Genomic DNA, 25879 nt, shown 5'->3' on the forward strand with positions numbered 1-25879 from the left:
GCGGAATGAAACAAAAATTAACAATACTGCTTGCTGCTACCCTGTTAGTCACTCTGGGGGCTTGTGGCAAAAAAGAAGATAAAGTACCTCCAGTTCGTCTAGTTAAAGTTCTTGAGTTTGGTCAAGGTCAGACTTTGACGACTCAGACTGCAGCAAAAGATGTGTTGAGTTTTGATACCTCAGGTCAGGTCATTGAAGTGTTAGCGACTGCCGGTACAAAAGTACAAGCCGGTCAGGCTTTGGCGCGCCTCATTCCGACTAGCTTATCGGTGAGTGAGTCAGCAGCACTGGCGTCTTATAAAGCAGCTAAAGCAGAATTATCAGCCGCTGAAGCCGACTATCAACGCTTTCGGGATTTAAGAGCTAAAAACTTTATTTCCGCCTCTGAGTTTGATCGCCGTACCGCAGCGATTGAGGGTGCGCGTGCTAAATATGAACAGACTTTAGATCAGCTAGGCTTTGTCACTTTAAGAGCGCCTGAAGCTGGCGTGTTGAAGACTTTCTCGATTCAGCTGCGGGATGCCGTCGAGGCTAAAAAAATCATTGGCCGCATGGATTTTTCAGGGGTCCGAAGCTCCTCGACTAAGTCTGCCACAGCGAGTAAAACTATCCCACTTACTGCCATACTGAGTGATGGAAAAACGGTTTATCGTGTCAAGCTCGACGAAGGCTCACAGGATACGGGTGTTGTAGAAGCGGTGAGTATCCAAGTAGGCCCAGCGACAGAATCGTCGATTGAAGTGGTGGCAGGTCTTCAAGCAGGGGATAAAGTCATCGCAACCGGTTGGCATGCCCTCGATGTTGGTCAAAAAGTTCGTATTGCTCTGACTGCAAAGGCGCAGTAATGGGACGTCTCAATTTATCGCGTTGGGCGATCGATCATGTGCCCCTGATTCGTTACTTAATGATTGCTCTGATGCTCTTGGGTGCGGGAGCGTATTTCAATTTGGGTCAAGATGAAGACCCGCCATTTACATTCAGGGCCATGGTGGTGCGTGCTTATTGGCCTGGGGCAACGACAGCTCAGATGGCTGATCAAGTGACCAATAAGATTGAGCGCATCTTGCAGGAAGTTCCTTATGCCGACAAGATCCGTAGTTACGCCCATCCAGGTGAGACCTTAGTTGTTTTCTATGTGCAAGACAGCAGCCCACCCAAAGAAGTCGCTAATCTCTTTTATACCGTACGTAAAAAGATTAATGATGCCAAGCATACCTTTCCGCAGGGTGTTCAAGGACCGTTCTTTGATGATGATTTCGGCGACACCTACGGTGTGATTTATGGACTTTCAGCGCCGGGCTACACCACTGATGAAGTACGAGACTTCACCACTTACATACGCCAGCGCCTGTTAAATGTGAAAGACGTCGGTAAGGTGGCGATCTACGGCTTGCAAGAAGAGCAAGTGTATGTTGAGCTCTCGCGTAAAAAAATGGCGCAATATGGCCTAACGCCGAGCGCAGTGGCAGCACAACTGAATGCGCAAAATGCGATTGAGTCCGGGGGTGCATTACACACCCCAGCACTGATGGTGCCCATCATGGTCGGTGGCCCATTTGAATCCGTTGCTGATGTTAAGGCTATGCCTCTAAGAGCCCCTAGTGGTGCTGCATTGCGTTTAGGTGATATTGCTGATGTCAAACGACAGGCGATCGATCCAGCAGTCTCGAAGGTGAGGTATCAAGGCGAAGAACTGGTCGCCTTAGGCGTCTCCATGAGTCGTGGTGGTGACATTATTGAACTCGGTCAATCGTTACAAAAAGTCACTCAGTTGCTTGAAACTGAATTACCGGCGGGGGTCAAGTTATCTCTGATTCAAAATCAACCGAAGGTCGTTGGTGACTCCGTCAAAGAGTTCTTGGGTGTCTTGGTGGAAGCCTTGGTCATCGTTCTTTTGGTGAGTTTGCTCTCTCTGGGTTTGCATAAAAATCCGTGGCGCATTGATCCATGGCCAGGTTTGGTGGTGGCTATTTCAATTCCGCTCGTAATGGCAGTGACCTTCTTAGTGATGTATCTGGCTGGAGTAGGGCTACATAAAATTTCATTAGGGTCACTCATTATTGCTCTAGGTTTGCTGGTTGATGATGCCATCATTGTGGTGGAAATGATGGTGCGTAAGTTAGAAGAGGGTTATGACCGTATGAAGGCAGTGACAGCGGCTTATGAGCTCACTGCGATGCCCATGTTAACTGGGACTTTGATTACGGCCATTGGATTTTTACCCATTGGTATTGCTAAGTCAGCCGTGGGTGAATACACCTTCGCTATTTTTGCGGTCACAGCGGCAGCTCTTATCATTTCATGGTTTGTTTCGGTACTCTTTGTGCCTTATTTGGGTTACTTGATGCTCAAAAAACCTCAGCATGCTACCCCTGAAGGTCAAGAGCATGAACATTTTGATACGCCTTTTTACCAACGTTTCAAAGCTATTGTGGCTTGGTGCGTTGATCATCCCAAGAAAACGATCTTAGCCACTGCTGCTAGTTTCTTGTTTGGTATTGTGGGCATGAGTCAGGTGCAACAGCAGTTTTTCCCGGATTCATCACGCCCTGAAATTTTGGTTGATATTTATCTTAGCGAAGGCGCTAGTTTTGCAACGACCGAAAAGGTCGCGCAGCGTATTGAAGAGAAGTTACTAGAAGCCAGTGGTGTGCAAACTGTGACCCTTTGGGTAGGTAATGGTGCGCCACGATTCTTTTTACCTTTGGACGTGATTTTCCCGCGCAGTAGTGTTGCGCAAGCCATAGTGATTGCCGAACCGAAAGCGCGAGATCGTCTGGTTAAAGACTTGCCTCGGATACTCGAAGATGCTGCCCCAGAAGCGCGGGTGCGCGTAAAGCTCTTACCGAATGGCCCGCCCATCGCTTATCCCGTGCAGTTTCGTGTGACGGGTGATGACCCGCAAAAGTTACGTTTATTAGCGAATGACTTCCTTGAGGTGATGAAGGCCTCACCCTTGGTGAAGGGCGTGAACGATAACTGGAATCAAGAGCAGGCGACCGTCAAAATTGAGGTAGATCCTGCTAAAGCCAGAGAGCTTGGCGTGCCTCCACAAGTCATTGCTCAGACACTCAACGCCCTCTATGGGGGTGTGACGGTGGGTCAGTATCGTGAGCGAGATGCTTTGTTACCCATTGTCATGCGCCTGCCCAAAGCTGAGCGTGATGAGCTCCAAGATATTCGTGACACCATGCTCGCTACTGTGAATGGTGCGCCGGTGGCACTCGGGCGTATTGCAGAGATCAAGATCACTTGGGAGCCCGCCACGATGTGGCGTGAGAACCGTGAGTACGCGATTACCGTGCAAGGGGATGTGATACCCGGCATTCAAGGGCCTACGGCAACCGCTGCGCTCATGAAACAGTTCCAGCCGCTGATTGAGCGTTTGCCACCGGGATATCGTGTCAGCATTGGTGGTTCTGTTGAAGAAAGTAGTCGTGGTCAGGCATCGATTGCTGCTGGGGTGCCGATCATGATGTTCCTGATCTTTACCTTATTGGTCATTCAATTAAAGAGTAGTGCGCGAGCATTTTTAGTCGTGCTTACAGGACCTTTGGGGATTTCAGGGGTGGCATTAACGCTCTTGCTCTTTAATCGTCCCTTTGGTTTTGTGGCGCTCTTAGGCTTTATTGCCTTATTAGGCATGATCATGCGTAATTCAGTGATTTTGATCGATCAGATTGAGCAGGGTAGAGCCAAAGGGGTGGCTGCCCGTCAAGCCATCATCGATGCTTGTGTGCATCGTTATCGCCCGATTATTTTGACTGCTGCGGCTGCGGTGCTAGCTATGATTCCTTTATCACGCAGTGTGTTTTGGGGACCGATGGCGGTGGCCATCATGGGTGGCTTGATCGTGGCTACGGCCCTGACTTTACTGTCTTTACCGGCCATGTATGCAGCATGGTTTAAAGTGGATAAAAACACCCCTTAAATAAATTAGAGTACTTGGCATGCGTATTGATATTCCAGAAGAGAAAGTTTTTGTTCATGAGTGCACGATCCCTGTGCGCTGGGGCGATATGGATGCGTATGGGCACGTCAACAACGCCGTTTACTTTCGCTATATCGAGCAAGCGCGTATCCATTGGTTAGATAGCTTACGTTTACCCTTTGTAACCCAAGAGGCTGGGGTAGTGGTCGTCAATGCTTTTTGTAATTTCTTAAAGCAAATCGAGTATCCCGCGGAACTCAAAGTCAGAACCTTTATTGCCAACCCAAGTCGGGTCAGCTTAGAAACCTTCAACCTCATCTCTTTGACTTCAGACCCGGATACCTTATATGCCACGGGTGGTGCCACCTTGGTTTGGGTGGACTTTCAAACGCAAAAGGCGGCATCATGGCCCGCTGATTTACGCGCAAAAATACAAAATACTGATTCATAGATGGTGGGATCTTCGCTATCCCCCTGAGTTTCCTCAAATTTTTCTTATACGCCAGCCAATTTAGGTTAACTAATTGATTTAATTGACCTTTATTTGATTATGGCTTTGTCAGCCAGGCGCCATCAAAATCAGCTAAGCTAACAAAAAACAAGGACGAATACCTTGTCAGCACTTCAAGTCTTATATAAGATATAAGTCTTAAGAAATGATGTCTTTTGTCGATTTAACTAAAGAGGGAAACAACTATGTTGAAAGCCTACCGTGACCATGTCGCAGAACGTGCGGCCTTGGGTATTCCACCGCTACCTTTATCAGCTACACAAACCGCAGAATTGATCGAGCTGTTCAAGAATCCACCCAAAGGTGAAGAGCAGGCTTTGCTTGAGTTGATTACTTATCGCGTACCTGCGGGTGTGGATGATGCGGCCAAAGTGAAGGCTTCATATTTAGCAGCGGTTGCCTTTGGTAAAGAGACAACACCCTTGATTAGCCGTGAGAAAGCGACTGAGCTATTAGGTACGATGCTCGGTGGCTACAACATCTCTCCTTTGATCGACTTACTAGACGATGCTCAAGTAGGTGCTATTGCTGCGGCCGGTTTGAAGAAAACACTCTTGATGTTTGACCAATTCCATGACGTTAAGGAAAAGGCTGACAAAGGCAATGCCAATGCCAAAGCCGTGTTACAGAGCTGGGCGGATGCTGAATGGTTTACGAGCCGCCCAGAAGTGCCACAAAGCTTGAAGCTCACGATTTTCAAAGTCACTGGTGAAACCAATACCGATGACTTATCTCCTGCGCCTGATGCATGGAGTCGCCCGGACATTCCATTGCATGCCTTGGCCATGTTGAAGAACCCACGTGATGGCATTACGCCTGATGAGGCTGGCAAAGTGGGCCCGATCAAACAGCTCAATGAGTTACGTGCCAAAGGCAATCTGGTGGCCTACGTGGGTGATGTGGTGGGTACAGGTTCATCACGCAAATCAGCCACAAACTCTGTGTTGTGGTTTACCGGTGAAGATATTCCATTCGTACCTAATAAGCGTTTTGGTGGTGTCTGCTTGGGTAGCAAGATTGCACCGATTTTCTATAACACCATGGAAGACGCTGGCGCGATGCCGATCGAGCTCGATGTGAGCAATATGAATATGGGTGATGAAATTGAATTGCGCCCCTACGAAGGTAAGGCCTTGAAGAATGGTCAAGTCATCGCTGAGTTCAAGGTCAAGTCTGAAGTTCTCTTTGACGAAGTGCGTGCAGGTGGCCGTATTCCTCTGATCATTGGTCGCGGTTTGACAGCCAAGGCCCGTGAAGCACTCGGTTTACCAGTTTCTACATTATTCCGTCTGCCACAAAACCCCGCTGATTCAGGTAAAGGTTTCTCCTTGGCGCAGAAGATGGTTGGCCGTGCTTGTGGCTTACCAGAAGGTAAGGGTATTCGTCCTGGAACTTACTGTGAACCGAAGATGACGACAGTGGGTTCACAAGATACGACCGGCCCGATGACGCGTGACGAATTGAAAGATTTGGCTTGTTTAGGTTTCTCAGCAGATATGGTGATGCAATCTTTCTGCCATACAGCGGCTTATCCAAAACCAGTCGATGTGAAGATGCACCATGAGTTACCTGATTTCATCAGTACCCGTGGCGGTGTAGCGTTGCGCCCAGGCGATGGTGTGATTCACTCTTGGTTAAACCGTCTCTTGTTGCCAGATACTGTGGGTACGGGTGGCGATTCACACACACGTTTCCCGATTGGTATATCTTTCCCAGCCGGTTCAGGCCTAGTCGCTTTTGCTGCAGCGACGGGTGTGATGCCTTTGGATATGCCTGAGTCTGTATTGGTCCGTTTCAAGGGCAAGATGCAGCCAGGTGTGACATTGCGTGATTTAGTCAATGCCATCCCTTTATATGCCATCAAGCAAGGCCTATTGACGGTTGAGAAAAAAGGTAAGAAGAATATTTTCTCTGGACGTATCTTGGAAATCGAAGGTTTGCCAGATTTGAAAGTTGAGCAAGCTTTTGAACTTTCAGATGCATCTGCTGAGCGCTCAGCAGCGGGTTGTACCGTACATTTGAACAAAGAGCCAATCATTGAATACATGAACAGCAACATCACACTCATGAAGTGGATGATTGCTAATGGTTATCAAGATGCGCGCACTTTGTCACGTCGTATTAAAGCGATGGAAGCTTGGTTGGCCAAGCCTGAACTCCTCAAAGGTGATGCCGATGCTGAGTACGCTGCAGTGATTGAGATCGATTTAGCTGAAATTCATGAGCCGATCGTGGCTTGCCCGAATGATCCAGATGATGTGAAAACATTATCAGATGTCTCTGGTGCCAAGATTGATGAGGTCTTCATTGGTTCATGTATGACGAATATCGGTCACTTCCGTGCGGCCTCTAAGTTACTCGAAGGTAAACGTGATATTCCAGTCCGTTTGTGGGTAGCTCCACCGACCAAGATGGATGCACAACAGCTGACTGAAGAAGGTCACTATGGTGTTTTAGGTGGCGCGGGTGCGCGTATGGAAATGCCAGGTTGTTCACTCTGTATGGGTAACCAGGCACAAGTCCGTGAAGGTGCGACAGTGATGTCAACATCCACACGTAACTTCCCGAACCGCTTAGGTAAAAACACCAACGTTTATTTGGGTTCAGCAGAATTAGCTTCGATTTGCTCTAAGTTGGGACGTATTCCAACCAAAGAAGAGTATATGGCTGACATTGGAGTGATTAATGCCAATGGCGATCAGATCTATCGTTACATGAACTTTGATCAAATCAAAGATTTCAGTGACGTCGCTAAGACTGTAACGGCTTAAATCTAAGATAGCCACTGGCTCTCAAAGGACTTCCTGACGGAAGTCCTTTTTTTTTATATGATGAGAACATGTTCATCATGAATTTCATCCTGCCCAGCATTTTTGTGGCTTTGCCAACACTCGGTGTGGTCTACGATATGCCTTGGTTGGCACTATTTGCTGGGGCAGTCGTCTTTCCGATACTGGAGTATCTGACTCAGTCTAAGGTCGATCCAAAAGACTCCAAGCAAGAGTCAGTCACTTGGGTGTGGGGGCAGCATTTTCCGCGCTTGGTGATGTTCTTCTTGATTGCGCAAAATGTGTATTTACTCTTACATGCCGAGCAGTGGACCTGGTTCCAAATTATCGCTTTAGGCTTATCAATGGGCTATATCTCAGGGGGTATTGGGATTACTCTAGGTCATGAACTCGGTCATCGCAGAAATGGCCTAGATCGTTTTCTAGCGCGCACTCATATGATCAGCATTGACTACTCGCACTACATCATTGAACACAATCGAGGTCATCACCGTATGGCCGCGATTGAGGGTGATCCTGCATCAGCGCGTCAAGAGGAGAGTTTGTGGCATTTTCTGCCTCGTTACTATTGGGGGGTATTCAAGGGCGCTATGGAATTAGCAGAAAAAGCCCAAGGAAGATTCAATGAAGTATGGTTGGGTGCAATCCTAAGCCTAGTGTATCTTGCCATCGTCGTTTACTGGGCTGGCTTGCAGGGCTTTGTGCTGTGGCTTATTAATTTGGTTGTGGCGCAATTCCTAGTAGGCGCAGTCGATTACATTGAGCATTGGGGTTTAAGAAGAAAGCAGCTAGACGGCAAATACGAGCGTATGGGACCAGAACACACGTGGGACTCGAGTTCTTGGATGTCAGAAGCTTTACTCTTTAATTTACCCCGCCATGCGGCCCATCATATGGAACCGTCCTTGCATTGCGATGATTTGTACCGCTCGCATCAGTCGCCGCAGATGCCAACCGGTTACGCGGGCATGATTCTCTTGGCGATGTTGCCACCGCTATTTTTTAAAGTTATGAAACCGCGTCTTATGCAAGTACAAAGTCAGTCGCTAACATGAAACTTTTTCAAGACCTGCGTGTACCTGTGATTGCCGCACCCATGGCCGGTGGCATCAATAATCCTCAGATGGTCGCAGCAGTTTGCGAGGGAGGTGGTATCGGTAGTTTTGGCTTTGCCTATAGTTCCCCTGAAAAAATATTGCAAGATTTACAGTCTACGAAAAAATTAACTCGTGGCCCAATCAACGCTAATTTTTTTGTTTTCAAGCCAGTGGCGCCACCCGATCAAGAACAGCTTGCTGCAGTAAGGCAGGCGCTATCTCAATTAGGTCTTGATGAGGTCGCTTGGCCAGACTTAAAGCCACCCTATATTCCTGATTTGAGTGCCATGCTCGAACCCGTTTGGCAGGAAAGACCTGCCATACTCAGTTTTCATTTTGGTATTCCGCCTCAGAGCGTGATTGAGCAAGCAAAATCACTCGGAATCACTATAGGGCTCAATATCACTTCCGTATTCGAGGCGCGCCAAGCGATTGCGGCGCAAGCAGACTTTCTGATTGTGCAAGGGATTGAGGCAGGCGGGCATCGTGGGATTTTTGAGCCCGATGGGCAGGATGAGAACTTGCCTATGGTCAAGCTATTGTCACAAGTACTAGAAATGACATCCCTACCATTGGTGGCCGCGGGAGGCATCATGCATGGTTATGATGTAGCCAAGGTGATTGATTTAGGTGCACAGGCGGCGCAAATGGGAACGGCGTTTTTAACCTGTCACGAGTCAACTGCCAGTTTGCAGCACAAAGAAGAACTCTTGCGTGCGCAAAGAGCGGTAGTTGAAACCCGAAGCTTCTCGGGGCGTCGTGCGCAAGGGCTCGATAATGAATTTATACGGCGTATGCATCATCAGGCTGTGTTGTCATTCCCCATGCAAAATACTCTGACGGGCCCCATGCGAGCCTGGGCGCAACGCGCTGCAGATGCTGAGTATCAGAGTCTTTGGGCTGGGCAAAATTATCAAGATTGTCGCTCCCTGAGCGCATCACAACTACTACAAATCCTTCGTCTGGAAATGGAGTCTGCATGGCAAGCCTTATCGATCAAGTCCCATTAGCTGCTTTGTTGGCAGATTGGCAGTCAGGTCATGCATCTAGCGCTGAGCTCATCGCTCGTTTTCGTCAAGCGAATCAGATGGCACAGCTACCAGAAAAATATGGCATTGTTCTCGAAGGTATCCTAGAACGCATAGAGTCAGCCTCACTATTTACTGAAGAAAGTTGCTCATTTAGTAAAAAAGATTTAGCGGACGCTTTGCAACACTGGCTGTCTAAAGCCAGTCACTATCAGGCTCAGGCATGAAACGTAAGGGTATCCAGCTCTTCACACGCTGGGCTTTGGTGAGCTTGGTGGGTCTCTTTGCTGTCTCGATCCATGCGCTTGAGTTTTCAGATATTGCGCAAGAGGGAGAGATTCGTTTTTTAAAGCAGCGCCCAGATGAGGGAGTTTATCGTTATCAATCACGTCTTCAGATTAATGAAGCTAGTCTTGAGACGGGTATAGTGACAATACAGACCTGTCACTATCAGCTAGATCCGATTCGTAAGGTGGTGATCGTTTTTAATCCCGATCGTATCCGAGACATTCAGGTGCGCAGTATCGATAAGATGGCGATGGCTGAAGTGAAGGATGCAAGGGTGACGCTCACCGATGTTCAACGTGGCGCATCGATTTGTATTGATTTACAGTCTCGCGCCTTAGATCGTGTCGCTGAAAATCAGTATCGTCTGAATGCCGGTCCTTTAATGAGACGTTATTTTGATGGGTATTTGCCCATGGCTGCCACCATGCGTTTTGATTGGCCAGCAAATCTTTTGCGGGTGGTTCATACTCAGCCTGCTCAACAAGAGGGTGTCAAAGTATTCGAAGGTATTGACGGCTTGCAATTAGAGATGATTTTTGCTGGGAAACTCACGGCGCAGATTACTTTAGAGAAAAAATAATTCAATCGGCTTTGATAGCTGCTCGTGCTTGACCTAATTTATTCCAATGCAGAATCGAAAATACCATCATCGGGATGAAAGTGTAGAGTGTGAGGCGGGGAATGAACATAGCCGCCCAACAGCAGCCCATAGCCAAGCCCATCCCGTAGCCTGTATCGACATTCTTGATTAAACGGCCAGCCGCCGCCATTCGATCAAAACCATCGCGGATGGCTCTTAATAAAAAAAAGAACCAAATCACATTAAAAATAGGAATGAGTAATAACCAAGCTAGGCCGGGTGCTTGAGCACGCATGTCTGGATCGATTGCCGCCAAGGTTTTTCTTAGTGCGTTGATGTAAAACACAAAGGTCACTAAAGGGACAATGATCAGAATAGCCAATAACATAGGAAGATGCTTCAATTTGTAAGACAATAGATCCATTACATCATATTTTTGGATCTCAAGATGCTACTCGTTGCTGAAGATTGTCAACTGGTTTTGGTCGATTACCAAACAAAACTGATGCCTGTCATTCATGAGGCTGACTTTGTCTTAGCGAATGCGCACAAGCTAGCACAAGCTGCCCGTTTATTGAAGGTTCCTGTTTGGGGTACCGAACAAAATCCGAATAAATTAGGGCCTAACGATGCTACGCTCAAATCGTATTGCCAAGAGACCCTGAGCAAAATGCATTTTGGGGCCTGTGCCGATGGTTTGGTTGATTTGTTGCGTGCACCTGCGAAGCCTCAGGGTAACGCTAGAAGCTTGCCTAAACATTTGCAGAAAGCTCATCAAGCGACCGAGCGATCCGCCATCATCTTGGGTGGATGTGAGGCCCACGTATGCCTATTACAAACCGCTTTAGGTTTGTTAGAGCATGAGTTCGATGTTTGGGTGGTGACTGATGCCTGTAGTTCACGGACAGCGCAAAATCGTGATGCTGCATTTGATCGTTTGGCGGCCAATGGTGCTGAATTAGTCACCACTGAAATGGTGATCTTTGAGTGGCTAGAGCATTGTGAGCACCCGGCGTTCAAGGATGCTTTGCAACTGATTAAGTAATCACTCGAGCGTTTGTGTCGCTAAGCGTAGTTCTTCGGGGCTGAGCCAACGCCATTGACCGACAGCTAGATCGCTAGGTAACTCAAAACGCCCAATCGCTTGGCGATGTAATTGAGTCACGTGATTGCCTGCTGCTGCAACCATGCGTTTCACTTGATGATATTTGCCTTCCGGAATCACCATTTCAATTTCATACTCACCGGTGATTTCGCATGCATTAGCGCAACTTGTGGTTTTTTCATCATAGAGTTGCACGCCAGTTAAGAGACGTTTGACCAAAACATCTGAGCTAGGTTCGGCCAGTGTGATGCGATAGCGCTTACCAATATTTTTTTTGGGGGATGTGAGGCGATGGATCAGTTGACCGTCGTCGGTGAGCAGTAAGAGCCCGGTCGTATCGTAGTCGAGGCGACCTACACACTGGATACCGCGTTCAATGAGTGGGTTGGGTAGTAAGCTATAGACGCTGGGGTGATGACTGGGTTTATGCGAGCATTCGTAGCCACTGGGTTTATGAAAGACCACGTGAGCCTGAGCTTGGTACTGCCAGATTTGACCATCGACCTCAAGTATCGATCCCTCAGGATCGATTTTTTCATCGGGGTCTGTCATGAGTACATCATTGACCTTCACCAATTCAGCCCAAACCAGATCTTGGCAATAGCGACGTGTGCCAAATCCTTGACTAAATAGGATTTTTTCAAGACTTAGGGATTTCGCCATCGGTCAGAGGGCCTTTCTTGTGTTACAAATAAGGTTTGGCAATGATAAAGCCATATAGACTAAAAATAGAGGAGCAGTATGCCGGTTATTACCACCATTGAAGACTTGCGTGTCTTGCATAAAAAACGCACGCCTAAGATGTTTTATGACTACGCGGATTCTGGATCTTGGACAGAGTCGACTTATCGCGCTAATGAAAGTGACTTTCAAAAAATTAAATTACGCCAGCGCGTAGCAGTCAATATGGAAAACCGCACCACAGCCACCACCATGGTGGGGCAGCAAGTCAAAATGCCAGTCGCATTGGCGCCTACAGGTTTAACGGGTATGCAGCATGCGGATGGGGAAATCTTAGCGGCCCGTGCAGCAGAGAAATTCGGTGTGCCGTTTTGTTTATCGACTATGAGCATTTGCTCAATCGAAGATATCGCAGAGCACACCACGGCACCGTTTTGGTTTCAGCTATACGTCATGAAAGATCGTGGCTTTATTGAGCGTTTGATTGATCGTGCTAAAGCAGCCCGTTGCTCTGCCTTGGTCTTGACCTTAGATTTACAAATTTTAGGACAACGCCATAAGGATATTAAGAATGGTTTGAGTGCGCCGCCTAAGCTCACCATTCCGAATATCATGAATATGATGACTAAACCCCGTTGGTGTTTAGGCATGCTAGGCACCCAACGTCGTACCTTCCGTAATATCGTAGGTCATGCTACAGGTGTCGGTGATTTGTCTTCATTGTCTTCATGGACTGCTGAGCAATTCGATCCCGCCTTGAACTGGGGCGATGTCGAGTGGATTAAGAATCGTTGGGGCGGCAAACTCATCATTAAAGGCATTCTTGATGAAGAAGATGCTCGCAAAGCCGTGGCATCGGGTGCCGATGCCCTGATTGTGTCTAACCATGGTGGTCGTCAGTTAGATGGTGCTGTTTCGAGTATTTACGCGCTGCCGGGTATTGTTGATGCTGTAGGTAAAGATATTGAAGTCTGGATGGATGGTGGCATTCGTTCAGGGCAAGATGTGCTCAAGGCCTGGGCTTTGGGCGCGCGTGGCACCATGATTGGGCGTGCCTTCCTCTATGGCTTGGGTGCCATGGGTGAGGCTGGTGTCACTAAGGCGCTAGAAATTATTCATAAAGAGTTAGATGTCACCATGGCCTTTACGGGACATCGTGATATTCAGAATGTCACTAAAGATATTCTTTATCCAGGAACCTATTAATGAATCCTGGAGCACTCAGCGAGAGTATTCAGCTAGCGGTCGCACCTGTTTTTTTACTCACAGCGGTCGCTGGCATGATTGGCGCATTAACCCAACGCTTAGCGCGCGTGATTGATCGTTCTCGAGTCTTGCAAGCGGCTTTGGGTGATGATTCAGTTCAACTAAAGCCCCATACGGTGAGTGCTTATGAGCGTGAGCTGGTCCATATTGCCCAAAGAGGACGCTTGATTAATACCTCGATGATCTTTCTCGTTTTATGCGCTATTTTGATTGGCTTAACCATTCTAGAACTATTTTTTGCAGAAACGACTACCGGTAAATTACAGTTATCGCAGTATGTATTACATACTTTTGTCGGGGGCATCGGATCCTTTATCTTGGCATTACTCTCATTATTGGCTGAAGTTCTGATTGCCTCTTATTCAATTCATTGGAAAGCACCACACTCATCATGACTATTTATCAATACAAAGACAAACAACCTCAAATTCATGACACCGCTTTTGTTGCAGCAGAAGCAACGGTGATTGGTGATGTTATTTTAGAAAAAGATACCAGTGTTTGGCCTGGTGTGGTGATTCGTGGGGATAACGAACCGATCACGGTGGGTGAGGGTAGTAATGTGCAAGAAGGTACGGTGATGCATACCGATATGGGTTGTCCCTTAACCTTAGCGAAGAACGTGACAGTGGGGCATCAAGCGATGTTGCATGGTTGTACGATTGGGGAAAACTCTTTGATTGGTATTCAAGCCGTGATTCTTAATCGTGCCGTGATTGGTAAAAACTGCCTAGTGGGTGCAGGCTCGGTCGTCACCGAGGGTAAAGTATTCCCAGATAATTCATTAATTCTTGGTTCTCCTGCGAAAGTGGTGCGCGAACTCACTCCTGAGGCGATTGAGGGACTCAAGGCTAGTGCAAAGAGTTATATGGCCAAAAAAGATCTCTTTAAGACTGAACTGAAGAAGATTGGCTAGTCCATGATAGCCGGCCTGGCACAAATCCTATTTTGGCAGGGTGTGGGTGAGTTGGTATCGAAATTTTTATTTCCTAACCTGCCCGGTCCTGTGTGGGGACTTATTTTTCTTTTGGGCTTTTTAATTCTGCGTGGGCATGTCAATGACTCGCTCGCACAGGTCGCCGATGCATTTAGTCAACACTTGGGTATTTTATTTGTGCCTGCTGCTGTTGGCGTTATTCTATTTTTGCCACAATTGAAGGCGCATGGTTTTGCCATCATCATGGCCTTAGGCATCAGCGTCGTGTTCACTATTGCAGTCACTGCATTAGTTTTGCGCTGGATCAGTGGTGATGCTGATGAGGAGCAATCATCATGAGTGAAGCGGTTGTCAGTACTGTAGCAAATAGTGCTATGACAGCGAGCCCCTTAGATTTACCTATGACACAAATTTGGGTTTATCTCTCAGGCAGTCCCTTATTTGCTTTGATAGTCACATTATTAGCCTATCAAGTCGGGCTGACAATTTATCTAAAGCTCAATCGTAATCCGCTGGCCAATCCCGTGGCTATTGCTGTCTGTGGCGTCGCTGGTATTTTGTTATTGCTCGATATGCCATACGCCACTTATTTTGAAGGTGCGCAATTCGTTCACTTTCTCTTAGGTACAGCTACTGTGTCTTTAGCGGTACCCATATATCGAGGCTATACCTTGCTCAAGCGTCGTATTTTCCCATTGTTGCTTGCTTTACTCCTGGGGGGTACGGTCTCTGTGACGGCCGCAGTCGGTGTCGCAAGCCTGATGGGGGCGGATGCTGCGATAGTTGGAGCCATGATTCCCAAATCGGTCACCGCGCCGATTGCGATGGGGGTCGCTGAGCGCATTGATGTGTCGCCCACACTGACAGCAGTCTTTGCGGTGATTACTGGCATTATTGGCGCGAGCATTGGTAGTCAGATACTAAATCTTTTAGGCATGAAAGCTTGGTGGCAAAGAGGTTTTGCCATGGGGGTGGCCGCTCATGGGATTGGTACTTCACGCGCTTTTATCGTTCATCCACTCGCAGGGACTTATGCGAGCTTAGCAATGGGTATGCACGGCGTGATAGGTGCCTTATTGATTCCCTTGATTCTGCCTTACTTTAGATTCTAACGAGCCTTCATGAGCGCATCAGCGACGCTCAGTAAATAAGCATCACGACCTCGTGCTGCCACCAATTGAACCCCAACGGGCAAGCCCGTGGACCCTTGGAAGAGCGGTAGGGTAATGGATGGCAAGCCCATGAGAGTCCATACTCTAGAAAAAATAGGATCACCCGTGAGAGTTAAGCCCTGCGGTGCTTCCCCCACAGCTGCAGGGCTGATCAGTACATCATAGTTATCCGTGAGGAGTGCGTGCATCACGTGCCGTGCTTCTTCGGCGCGTAATAAATCAGCGCTGTACTGTGCATAGCTAATTTGCGCACCTTGCTTAATCAAGCCCCGTAGCTGCTGACTTAATTGCTCAGGATAGTTTTCACGTTCGAAGGTAAAGCTGCGAGCGCTTTCAGACCACATAATGCGGCCTTGTATTTCGCTCATATCACTGAAGATCTTCGGTAGATCAATCTGCGGGACATCTTTTTGCCAAACGTCTTCAGCCAGAAGTGCCGCGTGATTCACAGCAGCAACTGCATCGGCACTGGCTTGTTTAGCATCGTAGGTCAGTGTGCTGGCGATGCGTGGCTTTTTCTTCAGAGGGGCAATGTCTGCCAAAGCATGATCACCGCTCATGGCTGCAACCCCTAGGGCTGCATCACCCACACTTCTTGTAAAGCAGCCTAATGTATCTAATGAAGGGGATAGGCTTTTGACGCCGCCCAAACTAATCTTGCCAAAAGTGGGTTTAAAGCCGATCACGCCACAGAACGAGGCTGGGCGGATCACTGACGCAGCAGTTTGGCTGCCAGTCGCTAGCGTTACCATGTGGGCCCCCACCGCAGCCGCGGAGCCACTCGATGAGCCACCGGGGGTATGGTTGTGTCTTTGGGGGTTATGTGTTTTGCCACCTTTAAATGTGGCAAATTCAGCAGTCACTGTTTTTCCTAATAACACCCCACCTGCAGCCTTCATCAAGGCAATATGTACTGCATCTATTGCTGGTTGGTTATGGGCATATATGGGTGAGCCAAAAGTAGTCGGAAAGTCACGGGTATCAAAAATATCTTTGGCTCCAAAGGGGATGCCATGCAGTAGCCCTTGTGAACCCTGGCGATCGAGTTCTTTTGCTTGCTGAATCGCTAAGTCAGGTCGCAGACAAACCCATGCTTCTATTTCCGGTTCTCGCTCGTTGATGTATTCAAGAGTTGCGTGAACGAGTTTTTCTGCGCTAATTTTTCCTTGGCCCAGTAGTGCGCGGGCTTCTGTCGCGGTCAATTCGTGAAGTGCTTTCATGTTGATTATCTTAAACGTGCTTTTACTTTTATGCTCAAATGGACTTTATGCAAGCAACTGGATTACCGACTTGGGCTGTTTTTGATGAAAAGAGATCAGTACTCAAGCTGGCGATCTATTGTCAGCCTGGGGCGAAGCAAACTCAGATACAAGGCCTTCATGATGGACGTCTCAAGATTAGACTCATGGCAGCGCCTGTTGATGGCGCTGCCAATGATGCCTTATTGGATTTTTTAGTAAAACGCTGTGGCCTCGCCCGGCAAGCGATAACCATCAAGAGCGGTCAGCAGTCGCGACAGAAGATTCTGGAAATTAATTCTTACAATGTGGCGATGCTGCCAAGCGTGATCGCAGCCTTAATGCCCTAAAGACCGTTTTTAATTACGACCAACATTAACGCGCGCGGGGTTTGCTCGTTTTGCTACGCGTGACTGCTGAGGTGCCTGAACGCTTTGCACCAGTCTGCACACCGGCGCGCGGTGGTAATCCTGTGTGTTGCGTCAAGATCGTGCCGCGACGTGGTTTTTCAGGGGTAGAAAAGTCACGGGGGTTACGAGCCACTGCAGTACTTGAGTTTTTGCGACGTGGACTCTGGTAGCTACCATCTGTTTGCGGTTGATAGCTAGGGATTAAATGATGTTTACCGTTGCCAATCAGATCGGCACGCCCCATTTTTTTCAGCGCCTCGCGCAAGAGTGGCCAATTATTAGGATCGTGATAGCGTAAAAAAGCTTTATGAAGTCTGCGACGTTTTTCACCGCGCACGATATCGACTGTTTCGCTAGTACGAGTTACTTTACGCAATGGGTTTTTATTGGTGTGATACATCGCCGTGGCTGTAGCCATAGGGGATGGGTAAAAAGTTTGTACTTGGTCGGCTCTAAAACCATTTTTCTTTAACCAAATCGCCAGATTCATCATATCTTCATCGCTGGTGCCTGGATGGGCCGCAATAAAGTAAGGAATTAAATATTGTTCTTTGCCAGCTTCTTTGGAGTACTGATCAAATAATTGCTTAAAGCGATCGTAGGCTCCCATGCCTGGTTTCATCATCTTCGATAGTGGACCCCCTTCGGTATGTTCTGGGGCAATCTTGAGGTACCCACCTACATGGTGGGTCACTAGTTCTTTGATGTAGGCTGGTGCCTTGATGGCTAAGTCATAGCGTAAACCCGAGCCAATCAAGATTTTCTTGATACCGGGTAAAGCGCGCGCACGGCGATACAGTTGAATCAATGGCGTGTGGTCGGTATTGAGATTGGGGCAAATATCAGGGTAGACACAGGAGGGTTTACGGCAGTGTGCCTCAATCTCTTTTGATTTACAGGCGATACGATACATATTGGCAGTAGGGCCGCCAAGATCAGAAATCACGCCGGTAAAGCCAGGCACCTTGTCACGGATTTCTTCGATTTCTCGAATAATCGAGTTAGAAGAGCGATTTTGAATAATGCGTCCTTCGTGCTCAGTAATCGAACAAAAAGTACAACCGCCAAAACAGCCACGCATGATGTTGACTGAAAAACGAATCATGTCCCATGCCGGAATCTTTGCATCACCATAGACGGGGTGCGGGGCTCTGGCATACGGTAGGTCATACACATAATCCATTTCTTCCGTAGCTAAAGGCACTGCCGGAGGATTGAGCCAAACATCACGGATTGATGCACCTTCACCATGGCGTTGTACGAGTGCGCGCGCGTTGCCAGGATTGGTCTCTAGGTGCAGCACGCGATTGGCGTGAGCATAGAGGACCGGATCTCGTTTCACTTCTTCATAGCTCGGTAAACGGATCACAGTCGTATCTCGCTCTAGACGTTTTTTAGGAGTGAGTGCAACGGTGACGACGGTTTCTTTCGGAGCATTATCGCTCTCTGCTTGAGTAGCTTGACAGGAACTGCCCTGTTGTTCGGCCTGTTCGTCGGGTGTCAGATAAGGATTAATTGGTGGATCGATAGTTCCTGGTGTATCGACACTGGTTGAGTCTAATTCGACAAAACCAGGGGCCGGTTGACGGCGTACGAAAGCCGTACCGCGGATATCCGTAATATCCTGCACCTTCTCGCCACGAGCGAGGCGATGAGCGATTTCAATCACAGCACGCTCGGCATTGCCGTAGAGCAAGATGTCTGCTTTAGCATCAATCAGTATGGAGCGTCTGACCTTGTCTTGCCAGTAATCATAGTGAGCAATGCGGCGCAGTGAGGCTTCAATGCCACCCATCACAATAGGTACATCCGAGTAGGCTTCTTTACAGCGTTGTGCATAAACCAAAGAGCAACGGTCAGGACGTTTACCACCTTCGCCGCCCGGGGTGTAGGCGTCGTCTCTACGAATTTTGCGATCAGCCGTATAGCGGTTGATCATAGAATCCATATTGCCGGCTGCTACACCAAAAAATAAATTAGGTTTACCGAGTACTTTAAAAGGATCGGCGGACTGCCAGTCAGGTTGGGCGATGATGCCTACACGAAATCCCTGTGATTCCAGTAAACGGCCAATAATGGCCATGCCGAAACTCGGATGATCTACGTAAGCGTCGCCGGTCACAATGATGATGTCGCAGCTGTCCCAGCCAAGTTTTTCCATTTCCGCCCGGCTCATCGGTAAGAAGGGGGCTGTGCCAAAGCACTCAGCCCAATATTTGGGATAAGAACTCAGCTTGGGCGCAGAGGGTATGAGAGATGGATTAAAAGGCGCGTTCACGCCCGTGATTGTAGGCTCTTTATAGCACTTTTGCTAACAGGGACATCGGCTATCATTTGTACTATACAGATGATTTTGCAAGGATTTTTATGAAGCCAGAACCGCAAATATTGCAGGGGATTCGTGTTTTAGAACTCGGTCAGCTGATTGCTGGTCCTTTTGCTGCGAAAACTTTGGCAGATTTTGGGGCTCGCGTCATCAAGGTGGAATCGCCAAGTGATGGTGACCCACTGCGTAAGTGGCGCATGCTACACGCGGGGACATCGGTATGGTGGGAAGCGCAATCGCGCAATAAAGAATCGATCTGTATTGACTTACGCCAAAGCGAAGGGCAAAACATTGTTAAAGAGTTAATCAAAACGGCGGATGTCCTGATTGAGAACTTTAAGCCTGGCACTATGGAAAAATGGGGGCTGGGCTGGGAAGATTTAGAGCGGATCAATCCTCGTTTGATCATGCTCAGAGTCTCAGGTTATGGCCAAGATGGCCCTAGAAAATCTGAACCTGGTTTCGCTGCTGTGGCTGAAGCCATGGGAGGCTTGCGCTACATCAATGGGCATCCTGGCCAAGTGCCTACCCGTGCCGGTTTATCTTTAGGGGATACGATTTCTGGTTTGCATGGCGCTCTAGGTGTCTTGCTCGCTTTGTACGAGCGGGACTGCAAGTTAGGCGGCAGTGGTCGTGGGCAAGTCGTTGATGTGGCCTTGTATGAATCGATCTTTAATCTGACTGAAAGTATGTTGCCCGAGTATCACGTCTTCGGGGCCGTCAGACAACCATCCGGTGGAGCGCTCACTGGAATTGCGCCCTCGAATGCTTACCTGACGCAAAGTGGTGAGTACGTCTTGATTGCCGCTAATGGCGATTCATTATTCCAGCGCTTAATGACTCTCATGAATCGGCTTGACTTAAGAGACGATCCAGAATTGGCTAAAAATGATGGTCGGGCAAAACGTGCGACTGAGTTAGATGAGGCGATTAACGCGTGGACTCAAACTAAATCTGTTGATGAGATTCTGGATTTGCTCAAAGAAGCTTCGGTTCCGGCAGGGCGTATTTACACCATCGAAGATATTGCCCAAGATCCTCATTATCGAGCCCGTGGTGTGATTGAAACAGTCACGAGTGCGGCAGGTCTAGAAGTAGAAATGCCTGGAGTGATACCTAAGCTCTCTAAAACACCGGGGGCCATTCGACATCGTGCACCGACCTTGGGGGAGCACACTCAAGCCACACTCTTAGAGCATGGCTTTAGTGAAGAGCAAATTCAGATACTCAAAGACCAAGGCATCTTGGGCTAAGATCAGAAACCCTTACAGAGCGACCGCCGGATTGAGGCTATAGACCCCTGTGATGGTTGCGCTTGCCAAAATATGGGGACGGATGGCGGCCAAAGCTTCGGCACCAGTAAAGCGCGTACCCATTGAGATGCTCGGTGTGTCTAAGGCGTAAACGGTAAACACATAATGGTGTTTGATTTCATCATTCCATGGTGGGCATGGGCCATCATAGCCATAGTAGTCACCACCCATTTGAGCATCACCATTAAACCAAGCCGTATAGTCATTGATGCCATGTTGCCCGAGTGGAGCTTGCGCAGGCTTGCCTTTGGCAGTCACGCCATTGCTGTGCGAGCCTGCCGCAATCTCAGACTGATGGGCTGGAATATTTAACAGTACCCAGTGATAAAAATCCACACGCGCTAAGCTAGCGGGGACGGTGCGACCCTCTTGATTGACATCGGTACCTACGCTCGGTACATCAGGGTCGTGGCAAATCAATGCAAATGATTGGGTATTGGCTGGGGCATCACTCCAGTTGATATGAGGGTTACGGTTGGTAGAGAGTTGTATGCGGTCTTGGGGGTGCTTAATGGCAAAGGCAAATTCTCCAGGAATCACGCCTTGGTCTTTGAAACTATGACTACTGACTTTCATATCGGTCTCCTCGGTCAATGAAGGGTCGTGCACGATCAAATTTTTAAACGAGCTGCTTTTTTTACACCTAGAATTTGTATCAATTCTTTTTTCATGACTTCAACTTCAGATTCTGCCAAGCTTCCCATAATTTTGCCAAGAAGTTGTACTTGACGACGAATACCCCCATGACTTCTGACCTGAGACATTTCATCTACAGCGCTGGCTAAAACTTCGGGCATGCTGATCTGCTTTTGTTGATGAGTAGGGAGTTTGGCGATTTCGGCAGCGAGTACTTGGCGTGCCTCAAAGCGACGCTTGATTTCGGACTTACTGGGCTTTTCGTTGGACTCGGAAGTCTCTGTCTCATCCCAATTAGGGGTTTTACGTGCATTCATGGCCGTATTCTCGCAGACTTGGGGTGTGCTTCACAAGCAAGGCTATACTAATGCTATGAAAAAAATCATTGTCATGAATGGTCCTAATCTGAACCTCTTGGGCACACGCGAGCCTGAGAAGTACGGTTCTGCCACCTTGGCGGATGTAGAGAAGCTTTGCCAAGAGACCGCTAAAAACCTAGGTTTTAGTGTGGAGTTTTTGCAAAGTAATCATGAGGGTCCGCTAATCGATAAGATTCAAGAGGCCGGTTTGGCATATAAGGCTGGACAAGTCCAAGGTGTGGTTTTTAATCCAGGCGCTTATACCCATACCTCTGTGGCTTTGCATGATGCGATTGCTGCGGTGGCAGGTTTACCAGTGATTGAAGTGCATATTTCGAATGTCCATGCTCGTGAAGCTTTCCGCCATCACTCTTATATTTCTCCGGTAGCCGCAGGCATCGTCGTTGGTTTTGGTATCCAAGGCTACGCCTTGGCGATTGAAGGTCTCGCAAAAAAATAAGCACGCCAGGAGTCATTAATAGTGGGGTGGGATCTCATCGCGCAAACTGCGAAACTCGCCACCGACTTTATTACTCGCTTCTTTTAGGGCTTTGATTTCGCCGTATAGAAATTCAATTTGCTGTTGTTGTTTAAAAATAGTTTGATTCAATTGATCCAACATATCTTCGCTGTAACTCAATTTGATTTCGACGTGATTGAGACGCTCACTTAACTCTTGATCCATGACCTTAACTCCTAGAATCATTTTCCTATTGGTTTTGCCGACCATTTTGTGGGCAGGCAATGCCATTATCGGTCGACTACTGGTGGGTATTGTCTCACCGATGATGCTCAATACCTTTCGTTGGGCATTGGCAGCTCTGATTCTTCTACCTTGGGCCTATCAAATTTTGAGACCCATGAGTCCACTGTGGTCCCAGTTACCGCGATTTTTGTGGCTGGGTTTACTAGGCGTAGGTTCCTACAATGCTTTACTGTATCTGTCTTTGGAAACCTCCACGCCGATCAATGTCACCTTGATTGGCTCGAGTATGCCTATTTGGATGCTCTTAGTAGGCAGCCTTTTTTATAAGCGTCATCCTCAGGCGCTGGAGTTGATCGGCGCTGTCTTATCTTTATTGGGGGTAGTGATTGTCTTAACGCGCGGCGAGTTGCACCACCTACTCGATATTACCTTTGTGAGCGGTGATTTATGGATTCTGCTGGCCACCATTCTCTGGGCTTTTTATAGTTGGATGCTCAGTCATCCGGGTCAGAGTAATGAGCGTGACTGGTTTTGGGCACAGTTCTTATTTGCTCAGATGGCTACAGGTTTATTATGGTCGGTGGCATTTACGGCCATAGAGTGGCAACAGGGCTTCACTGAAGTACATTTCACAACTGCCAGCCTTTGGGCATTACTCTATATTGCGCTAGGACCGTCTCTGATTGCCTATCGTTGTTGGGGGATGGGTGTACAAGCAGCAGGGCCGGCTATTTCAGCTTTCTTTGCTAACTTAATTCCTCTGTTTACGGCTATTTTCTCAACGCTTTTATTGGGCGAGTGGCCACAAGTATTTCATGCGATAGCTTTTAGTTTGATTGTTGCAGGTATTTTCTTATCGTCGCGACTGGGCACTCAACAATCACAGCGATGATGACTCAAGTACTACAAAGCGGCCGTCTTCCATTTCGCCTTGAGGCCTGACCCAGTCATCATTAGTCTGTAATGAGCGATAGACATATGCTGGAGTGAGCGTTGCCTCAATCGTGGCAAAACCCAAAATGATGTAATGGCCACCGCTTTTTACATGGCGCAAACGCGTGCCCACCGCAAAGCGAAAAGGGTGACTTTTAGAACTCGGGTAGTTGGTAGCTTGGCTCATGCGAAGTGGCGAGAGTTTTTCCAGAGAATATATTTGGTATAGACCATAAAAAATAAGCTCCAAATAACAATCGAACTGTAGGCTGCCAACCAGCCATCATGACCCCAAGCACGGCTTAGATCAAGAGCTGCACCAAAGATCGCTGGACCCAAGAGACCTGCCCCAAAGCCCATCACTGAGTGTAGACCCATGGCGGTGCCTTTGATTTCTTCGGGAACACTAATGACAAGACCGGCGGTGAGTGTTGCAGAGTCAGCCATAATGAAAATCGAGTGCAACAGACCTAAAGCGATCAGCCAAGTCCAATGTGAGCCAACGGATGCCCCGAGTAGCAGGCCGCTCACGATGCTACCTGTCATGACGATATAAATCCATCGATGCCTGCCAAGACGTAAAGCCATCTCATTACCTAAGATAGATGCTGGCACGCCAATTAAATTAATCAAGGTGGCAATCACTGTGGCCGTCAGTGGAAACTCACTGCCACCGGGGGCATTGACAATCGCAAAGGTAAAAAAGGCCACCAGCCAGCTGCGTGAGGCGAAGAGTTCAATGGAATGTGCGGCATAGCCCAACATATAAGCCATGGCTTCTTTCACTTGCATGACTCGCTGCCAGCGAGCCCATGGAAAGGCATCGCGGATATCAAAATGAATATCCCACCACGTTTTTTCATGGGCTAAGCGTCGGGTACCTAGCCAAGCCAGTAAGCCTCCTAAAAGCGGACCTAATGCAGTACACATAAATGCAATGCGCCAACCCCAGGCATCGATTAAAAGCCCAGAGCTTAAATAGGAGCTGGCTGCGCCGATACCAAAAAAAGCGGTGTAAAAAGAGATATGTCGTGTGACTTCACCGACTTTGATGCGATCAGCAATGATTTTTAAGCCGGGCATATACATCCCAGCAATGCCTGCACCATGTACGATTAAATAGGCGCACGCATCGAAGAAATGATGGGATAGATAGCCCATCCCGAACAAACCTGTAAATCCTAAAATGCCACCACATAAATAAATTTGGCGTGTATCGATGCGGTCGGTGAGAGTGGTTGCCAGCGGCACCATTAAAACGTAGCCGATAAAAAAACAACTGGCTAAAAACCCAGACTCCAGATTACTGAGTTGCCATTCAGCTTGAATAATCGGTAGCGCTGATGGGTAGCTCGCAAAGCCCAAAATTGATAATACTTGGGCGAATAGCATCAGAAGAGTAACCACAGCCTGCTTTCTTTTTTATGATTGAAGTTGCTCTAGAGCAGTTTCTATGTGAGTAACTGTACGGTCGACATGTTGTAACTTCTCAAGGCCAAATAAACCGATTCTAAAAGTTCTAAACTCAGGCCCTTCATCACATTGTAAGGGCACTCCGGCTGCCGTTTGGTAGCCTAAGGCGATAAACTTCTTGCCCGATTGGATGTCAGGATCTTGGGTATACGATACGACCACCCCGGGGGCTGCATAGGCAGCAGCGGCAACGCTGGGGTAGCCATAGTCTTTGAGTAGCATACGAACTCGTTGCCCAAGGATTTGTTGTTGTTTTTTAAGATAGTCAAAGCCGATCTTTTCGGTTTCTAGCATTACATTACGCAGTACCTTTAATGAGTCGGTCGGCATCGTTGTGTGATACACATGAGACCCTGCCTCATAGGTTTCAACAATTTGCAGCCATTTTTTCAGATCGCAAGAGAAACTACTACTTTGCGTTTGTTCAATCATTGCCCTAGCACGCTCACTAAGAGCTACCATAGCGCAACAGGGTGAACTACTCCAGCCTTTTTGGGGTGCTGTGATTAGGATATCGACAGCACAATTTTTCATATTGACCCACATGGCTCCTGAGGCAATGCAATCGAGCACAAAGAGTCCTCCCACTTGACGAACCGCTTCGCCCACTTGATGAAGATAGTCATCGGGCAGGATTAGGCCAGCAGAGGTTTCGACATGTGGCGCAAAGACCAGGGCTGGTTTTTCTCGCAAGATCCAGGCAAGGACCTCCTCGATAGGGGCTGGGCTATAAGGTTTTTCAAAACCCGGATCTAGTTGTCTTGCTTTTAAAACATGAACGTCGGCGCTGATGTGGCCCATCTCAAAAATCTGAGTCCAACGGTAACTAAACCAACCATTGCGCAAAATGAGACATTTCTTATTATGTGCAAATTGTCGCGCGACGGCTTCCATACCGTATGTACCGCTACCGGGGACCACAATTGCAGAGTGAGCGTGATAAACACTCTTTAAGATTCTCGATATATCTTGAATAACGCCCTTAAATTGATGGGACATGTGATTTAAGGATCGATCGGTATAAACCACTGAAAATTCCAGTAGGCCATCGGGATCGACTTGTGGCAGTAATCCTGGCATCTCACTCTCCTTAAAACATC

General features: G+C 48.0%; 28 protein-coding genes. 18 read left to right on the forward strand and 10 right to left on the reverse strand.

Features of this window, described 5'->3' with window-relative positions:
• Positions 1-5: 5 nt before the first annotated feature.
• The 8 genes from ICE94_RS07850 (at position 6) to ICE94_RS07885 (ending at position 10224) form a co-directional block, all read left to right on the forward strand.
• Positions 6-845 (forward strand): efflux RND transporter periplasmic adaptor subunit, encoded by an 840-nt coding sequence (locus ICE94_RS07850; RefSeq protein WP_216150607.1) that lies wholly within the window; start codon positions 6-8, stop codon positions 843-845.
• Complete coding sequence (locus ICE94_RS07855) at positions 845-3931, forward strand: efflux RND transporter permease subunit (protein WP_216150609.1); 3087 nt, start codon at positions 845-847, stop codon at positions 3929-3931. The genes ICE94_RS07850 and ICE94_RS07855 overlap by 1 nt, the downstream gene beginning before the upstream one ends.
• Positions 3932-3950: 19 nt before the next feature.
• On the forward strand, positions 3951-4382 hold the full coding sequence (locus tag ICE94_RS07860) for a thioesterase family protein (RefSeq protein ID WP_216150611.1): 432 nt from the start codon (positions 3951-3953) through the stop codon (positions 4380-4382).
• A gap of 245 nt (positions 4383-4627) precedes the next feature.
• The gene (gene acnB, locus ICE94_RS07865) at positions 4628-7213 is read left to right on the forward strand and encodes a bifunctional aconitate hydratase 2/2-methylisocitrate dehydratase (RefSeq protein ID WP_216150613.1); all 2586 of its coding nucleotides are present in this window, start codon (positions 4628-4630) and stop codon (positions 7211-7213) included.
• A 68-nt stretch (positions 7214-7281) separates the two neighbouring features.
• Positions 7282-8286 carry an alkane 1-monooxygenase gene (locus tag ICE94_RS07870; protein WP_216150615.1) on the forward strand — a complete coding sequence of 335 codons (1005 nt, stop codon included), beginning with the start codon at positions 7282-7284 and terminating at the stop codon, positions 8284-8286.
• Complete coding sequence (locus tag ICE94_RS07875; protein ID WP_216150617.1) at positions 8283-9338, forward strand: nitronate monooxygenase family protein; 1056 nt, start codon at positions 8283-8285, stop codon at positions 9336-9338. The genes ICE94_RS07870 and ICE94_RS07875 overlap by 4 nt, the downstream gene beginning before the upstream one ends.
• Positions 9308-9583, forward strand: a complete 276-nt coding sequence (locus ICE94_RS07880) for a hypothetical protein (RefSeq protein WP_216150619.1) — start codon at positions 9308-9310, stop codon at positions 9581-9583. The genes ICE94_RS07875 and ICE94_RS07880 overlap by 31 nt, the downstream gene beginning before the upstream one ends.
• Positions 9580-10224 (forward strand): hypothetical protein, encoded by a 645-nt coding sequence (locus tag ICE94_RS07885; protein ID WP_216150620.1) that lies wholly within the window; start codon positions 9580-9582, stop codon positions 10222-10224. Before ICE94_RS07880 ends, ICE94_RS07885 begins: the two co-directional genes overlap by 4 nt.
• Before the next feature lies 1 nt (position 10225).
• On the opposite strand, the gene ICE94_RS07890 is transcribed toward ICE94_RS07885, so the two are convergent.
• On the reverse strand, positions 10226-10612 hold the full coding sequence (locus tag ICE94_RS07890) for a hypothetical protein (protein WP_216150622.1): 387 nt from the start codon (positions 10610-10612) through the stop codon (positions 10226-10228).
• Positions 10613-10672: 60 nt separating this feature from the next.
• Between ICE94_RS07890 and ICE94_RS07895 the strand changes: the two genes are divergently transcribed.
• The gene (locus ICE94_RS07895) at positions 10673-11269 is read left to right on the forward strand and encodes an isochorismatase family protein (protein WP_216150624.1); all 597 of its coding nucleotides are present in this window, start codon (positions 10673-10675) and stop codon (positions 11267-11269) included.
• Here the strand turns inward: ICE94_RS07895 and ICE94_RS07900 are convergent, their stop codons facing one another.
• The gene (locus ICE94_RS07900; protein ID WP_216150626.1) at positions 11270-11992 is read right to left on the reverse strand and encodes a pseudouridine synthase; all 723 of its coding nucleotides are present in this window, start codon (positions 11990-11992) and stop codon (positions 11270-11272) included.
• A gap of 78 nt (positions 11993-12070) precedes the next feature.
• On the opposite strand from ICE94_RS07900, the gene ICE94_RS07905 reads away from it, so the two are divergent.
• The 5 genes from ICE94_RS07905 to ICE94_RS07925 are packed head-to-tail and all read left to right on the forward strand — an operon-like array spanning position 12071 to position 15325.
• Positions 12071-13216 carry an alpha-hydroxy acid oxidase gene (locus ICE94_RS07905; protein WP_216150628.1) on the forward strand — a complete coding sequence of 382 codons (1146 nt, stop codon included), beginning with the start codon at positions 12071-12073 and terminating at the stop codon, positions 13214-13216.
• Positions 13216-13671: a DUF2721 domain-containing protein gene (locus ICE94_RS07910; protein WP_216150630.1), complete on the forward strand. Its 456-nt coding sequence runs from the start codon at positions 13216-13218 to the stop codon at positions 13669-13671. The genes ICE94_RS07905 and ICE94_RS07910 overlap by 1 nt, the downstream gene beginning before the upstream one ends.
• Positions 13668-14192 carry a gamma carbonic anhydrase family protein gene (locus tag ICE94_RS07915; RefSeq protein WP_216150632.1) on the forward strand — a complete coding sequence of 175 codons (525 nt, stop codon included), beginning with the start codon at positions 13668-13670 and terminating at the stop codon, positions 14190-14192. Before ICE94_RS07910 ends, ICE94_RS07915 begins: the two co-directional genes overlap by 4 nt.
• 3 nt (positions 14193-14195) lie before the next feature.
• Complete coding sequence (locus ICE94_RS07920; RefSeq protein ID WP_216150634.1) at positions 14196-14552, forward strand: CidA/LrgA family protein; 357 nt, start codon at positions 14196-14198, stop codon at positions 14550-14552.
• Positions 14553-14587: 35 nt separating this feature from the next.
• Positions 14588-15325, forward strand: a complete 738-nt coding sequence (locus tag ICE94_RS07925; RefSeq protein WP_216151080.1) for an LrgB family protein — start codon at positions 14588-14590, stop codon at positions 15323-15325.
• Here the strand turns inward: ICE94_RS07925 and ICE94_RS07930 are convergent.
• Positions 15322-16605 carry an amidase gene (locus ICE94_RS07930; RefSeq protein WP_216150636.1) on the reverse strand — a complete coding sequence of 428 codons (1284 nt, stop codon included), beginning with the start codon at positions 16603-16605 and terminating at the stop codon, positions 15322-15324. The two genes, ICE94_RS07925 and ICE94_RS07930, sit on opposite strands and share 4 nt — an antisense overlap.
• A gap of 47 nt (positions 16606-16652) precedes the next feature.
• Between ICE94_RS07930 and ICE94_RS07935 the strand changes: the two genes are divergently transcribed.
• Positions 16653-16973 (forward strand): DUF167 domain-containing protein, encoded by a 321-nt coding sequence (locus tag ICE94_RS07935; RefSeq protein ID WP_216150637.1) that lies wholly within the window; start codon positions 16653-16655, stop codon positions 16971-16973.
• Positions 16974-16998: 25 nt separating this feature from the next.
• Here the strand turns inward: ICE94_RS07935 and ICE94_RS07940 are convergent, their stop codons facing one another.
• Positions 16999-19311: a YgiQ family radical SAM protein gene (locus ICE94_RS07940; RefSeq protein WP_216150639.1), complete on the reverse strand. Its 2313-nt coding sequence runs from the start codon at positions 19309-19311 to the stop codon at positions 16999-17001.
• 89 nt (positions 19312-19400) lie between these two features.
• On the opposite strand from ICE94_RS07940, the gene ICE94_RS07945 reads away from it, so the two are divergent.
• Positions 19401-20612 (forward strand): CaiB/BaiF CoA-transferase family protein, encoded by a 1212-nt coding sequence (locus tag ICE94_RS07945; protein WP_216150640.1) that lies wholly within the window; start codon positions 19401-19403, stop codon positions 20610-20612.
• A 12-nt stretch (positions 20613-20624) separates the two neighbouring features.
• Here the strand turns inward: ICE94_RS07945 and ICE94_RS07950 are convergent, their stop codons facing one another.
• Complete coding sequence (locus ICE94_RS07950) at positions 20625-21248, reverse strand: YbhB/YbcL family Raf kinase inhibitor-like protein (RefSeq protein ID WP_216150642.1); 624 nt, start codon at positions 21246-21248, stop codon at positions 20625-20627.
• 35 nt (positions 21249-21283) lie between these two features.
• The gene (locus ICE94_RS07955) at positions 21284-21625 is read right to left on the reverse strand and encodes a DUF615 domain-containing protein (RefSeq protein ID WP_216150644.1); all 342 of its coding nucleotides are present in this window, start codon (positions 21623-21625) and stop codon (positions 21284-21286) included.
• Between the two features lie 55 nt (positions 21626-21680).
• Here ICE94_RS07955 and aroQ point away from each other — a divergent pair, with 55 nt between their 5' ends.
• Complete coding sequence (gene aroQ, locus ICE94_RS07960; RefSeq protein ID WP_216150646.1) at positions 21681-22127, forward strand: type II 3-dehydroquinate dehydratase; 447 nt, start codon at positions 21681-21683, stop codon at positions 22125-22127.
• A 15-nt stretch (positions 22128-22142) separates the two neighbouring features.
• On the opposite strand, the gene ICE94_RS07965 is transcribed toward aroQ, so the two are convergent.
• Entirely contained in the window at positions 22143-22352 is a 210-nt protein-coding gene (locus tag ICE94_RS07965) for a SlyX family protein (RefSeq protein WP_216150648.1), read from the reverse strand.
• Between ICE94_RS07965 and ICE94_RS07970 the strand changes: the two genes are divergently transcribed.
• Complete coding sequence (locus ICE94_RS07970) at positions 22351-23265, forward strand: DMT family transporter (protein WP_216150650.1); 915 nt, start codon at positions 22351-22353, stop codon at positions 23263-23265. The genes ICE94_RS07965 and ICE94_RS07970 overlap by 2 nt on opposite strands.
• On the opposite strand, the gene ICE94_RS07975 is transcribed toward ICE94_RS07970, so the two are convergent.
• The 3 genes from ICE94_RS07975 to ICE94_RS07985 are packed head-to-tail and all read right to left on the reverse strand — an operon-like array spanning position 23254 to position 25859.
• Positions 23254-23493 carry a hypothetical protein gene (locus ICE94_RS07975; protein ID WP_216150652.1) on the reverse strand — a complete coding sequence of 80 codons (240 nt, stop codon included), beginning with the start codon at positions 23491-23493 and terminating at the stop codon, positions 23254-23256. The genes ICE94_RS07970 and ICE94_RS07975 overlap by 12 nt on opposite strands.
• A complete protein-coding gene (locus ICE94_RS07980; protein WP_216150654.1) occupies positions 23490-24698 on the reverse strand; it encodes an MFS transporter in 1209 nt (402 codons plus the stop codon). Before ICE94_RS07980 ends, ICE94_RS07975 begins: the two co-directional genes overlap by 4 nt.
• Before the next feature lie 30 nt (positions 24699-24728).
• A complete protein-coding gene (locus ICE94_RS07985) occupies positions 24729-25859 on the reverse strand; it encodes an aminotransferase class V-fold PLP-dependent enzyme (protein ID WP_216150657.1) in 1131 nt (376 codons plus the stop codon).
• Positions 25860-25879: the final 20 nt, after the last annotated feature.

Source organism: Polynucleobacter sp. MWH-Loch1C5 (genome assembly GCF_018881775.1).
GTDB lineage: Bacteria > Pseudomonadota > Gammaproteobacteria > Burkholderiales > Burkholderiaceae > Polynucleobacter.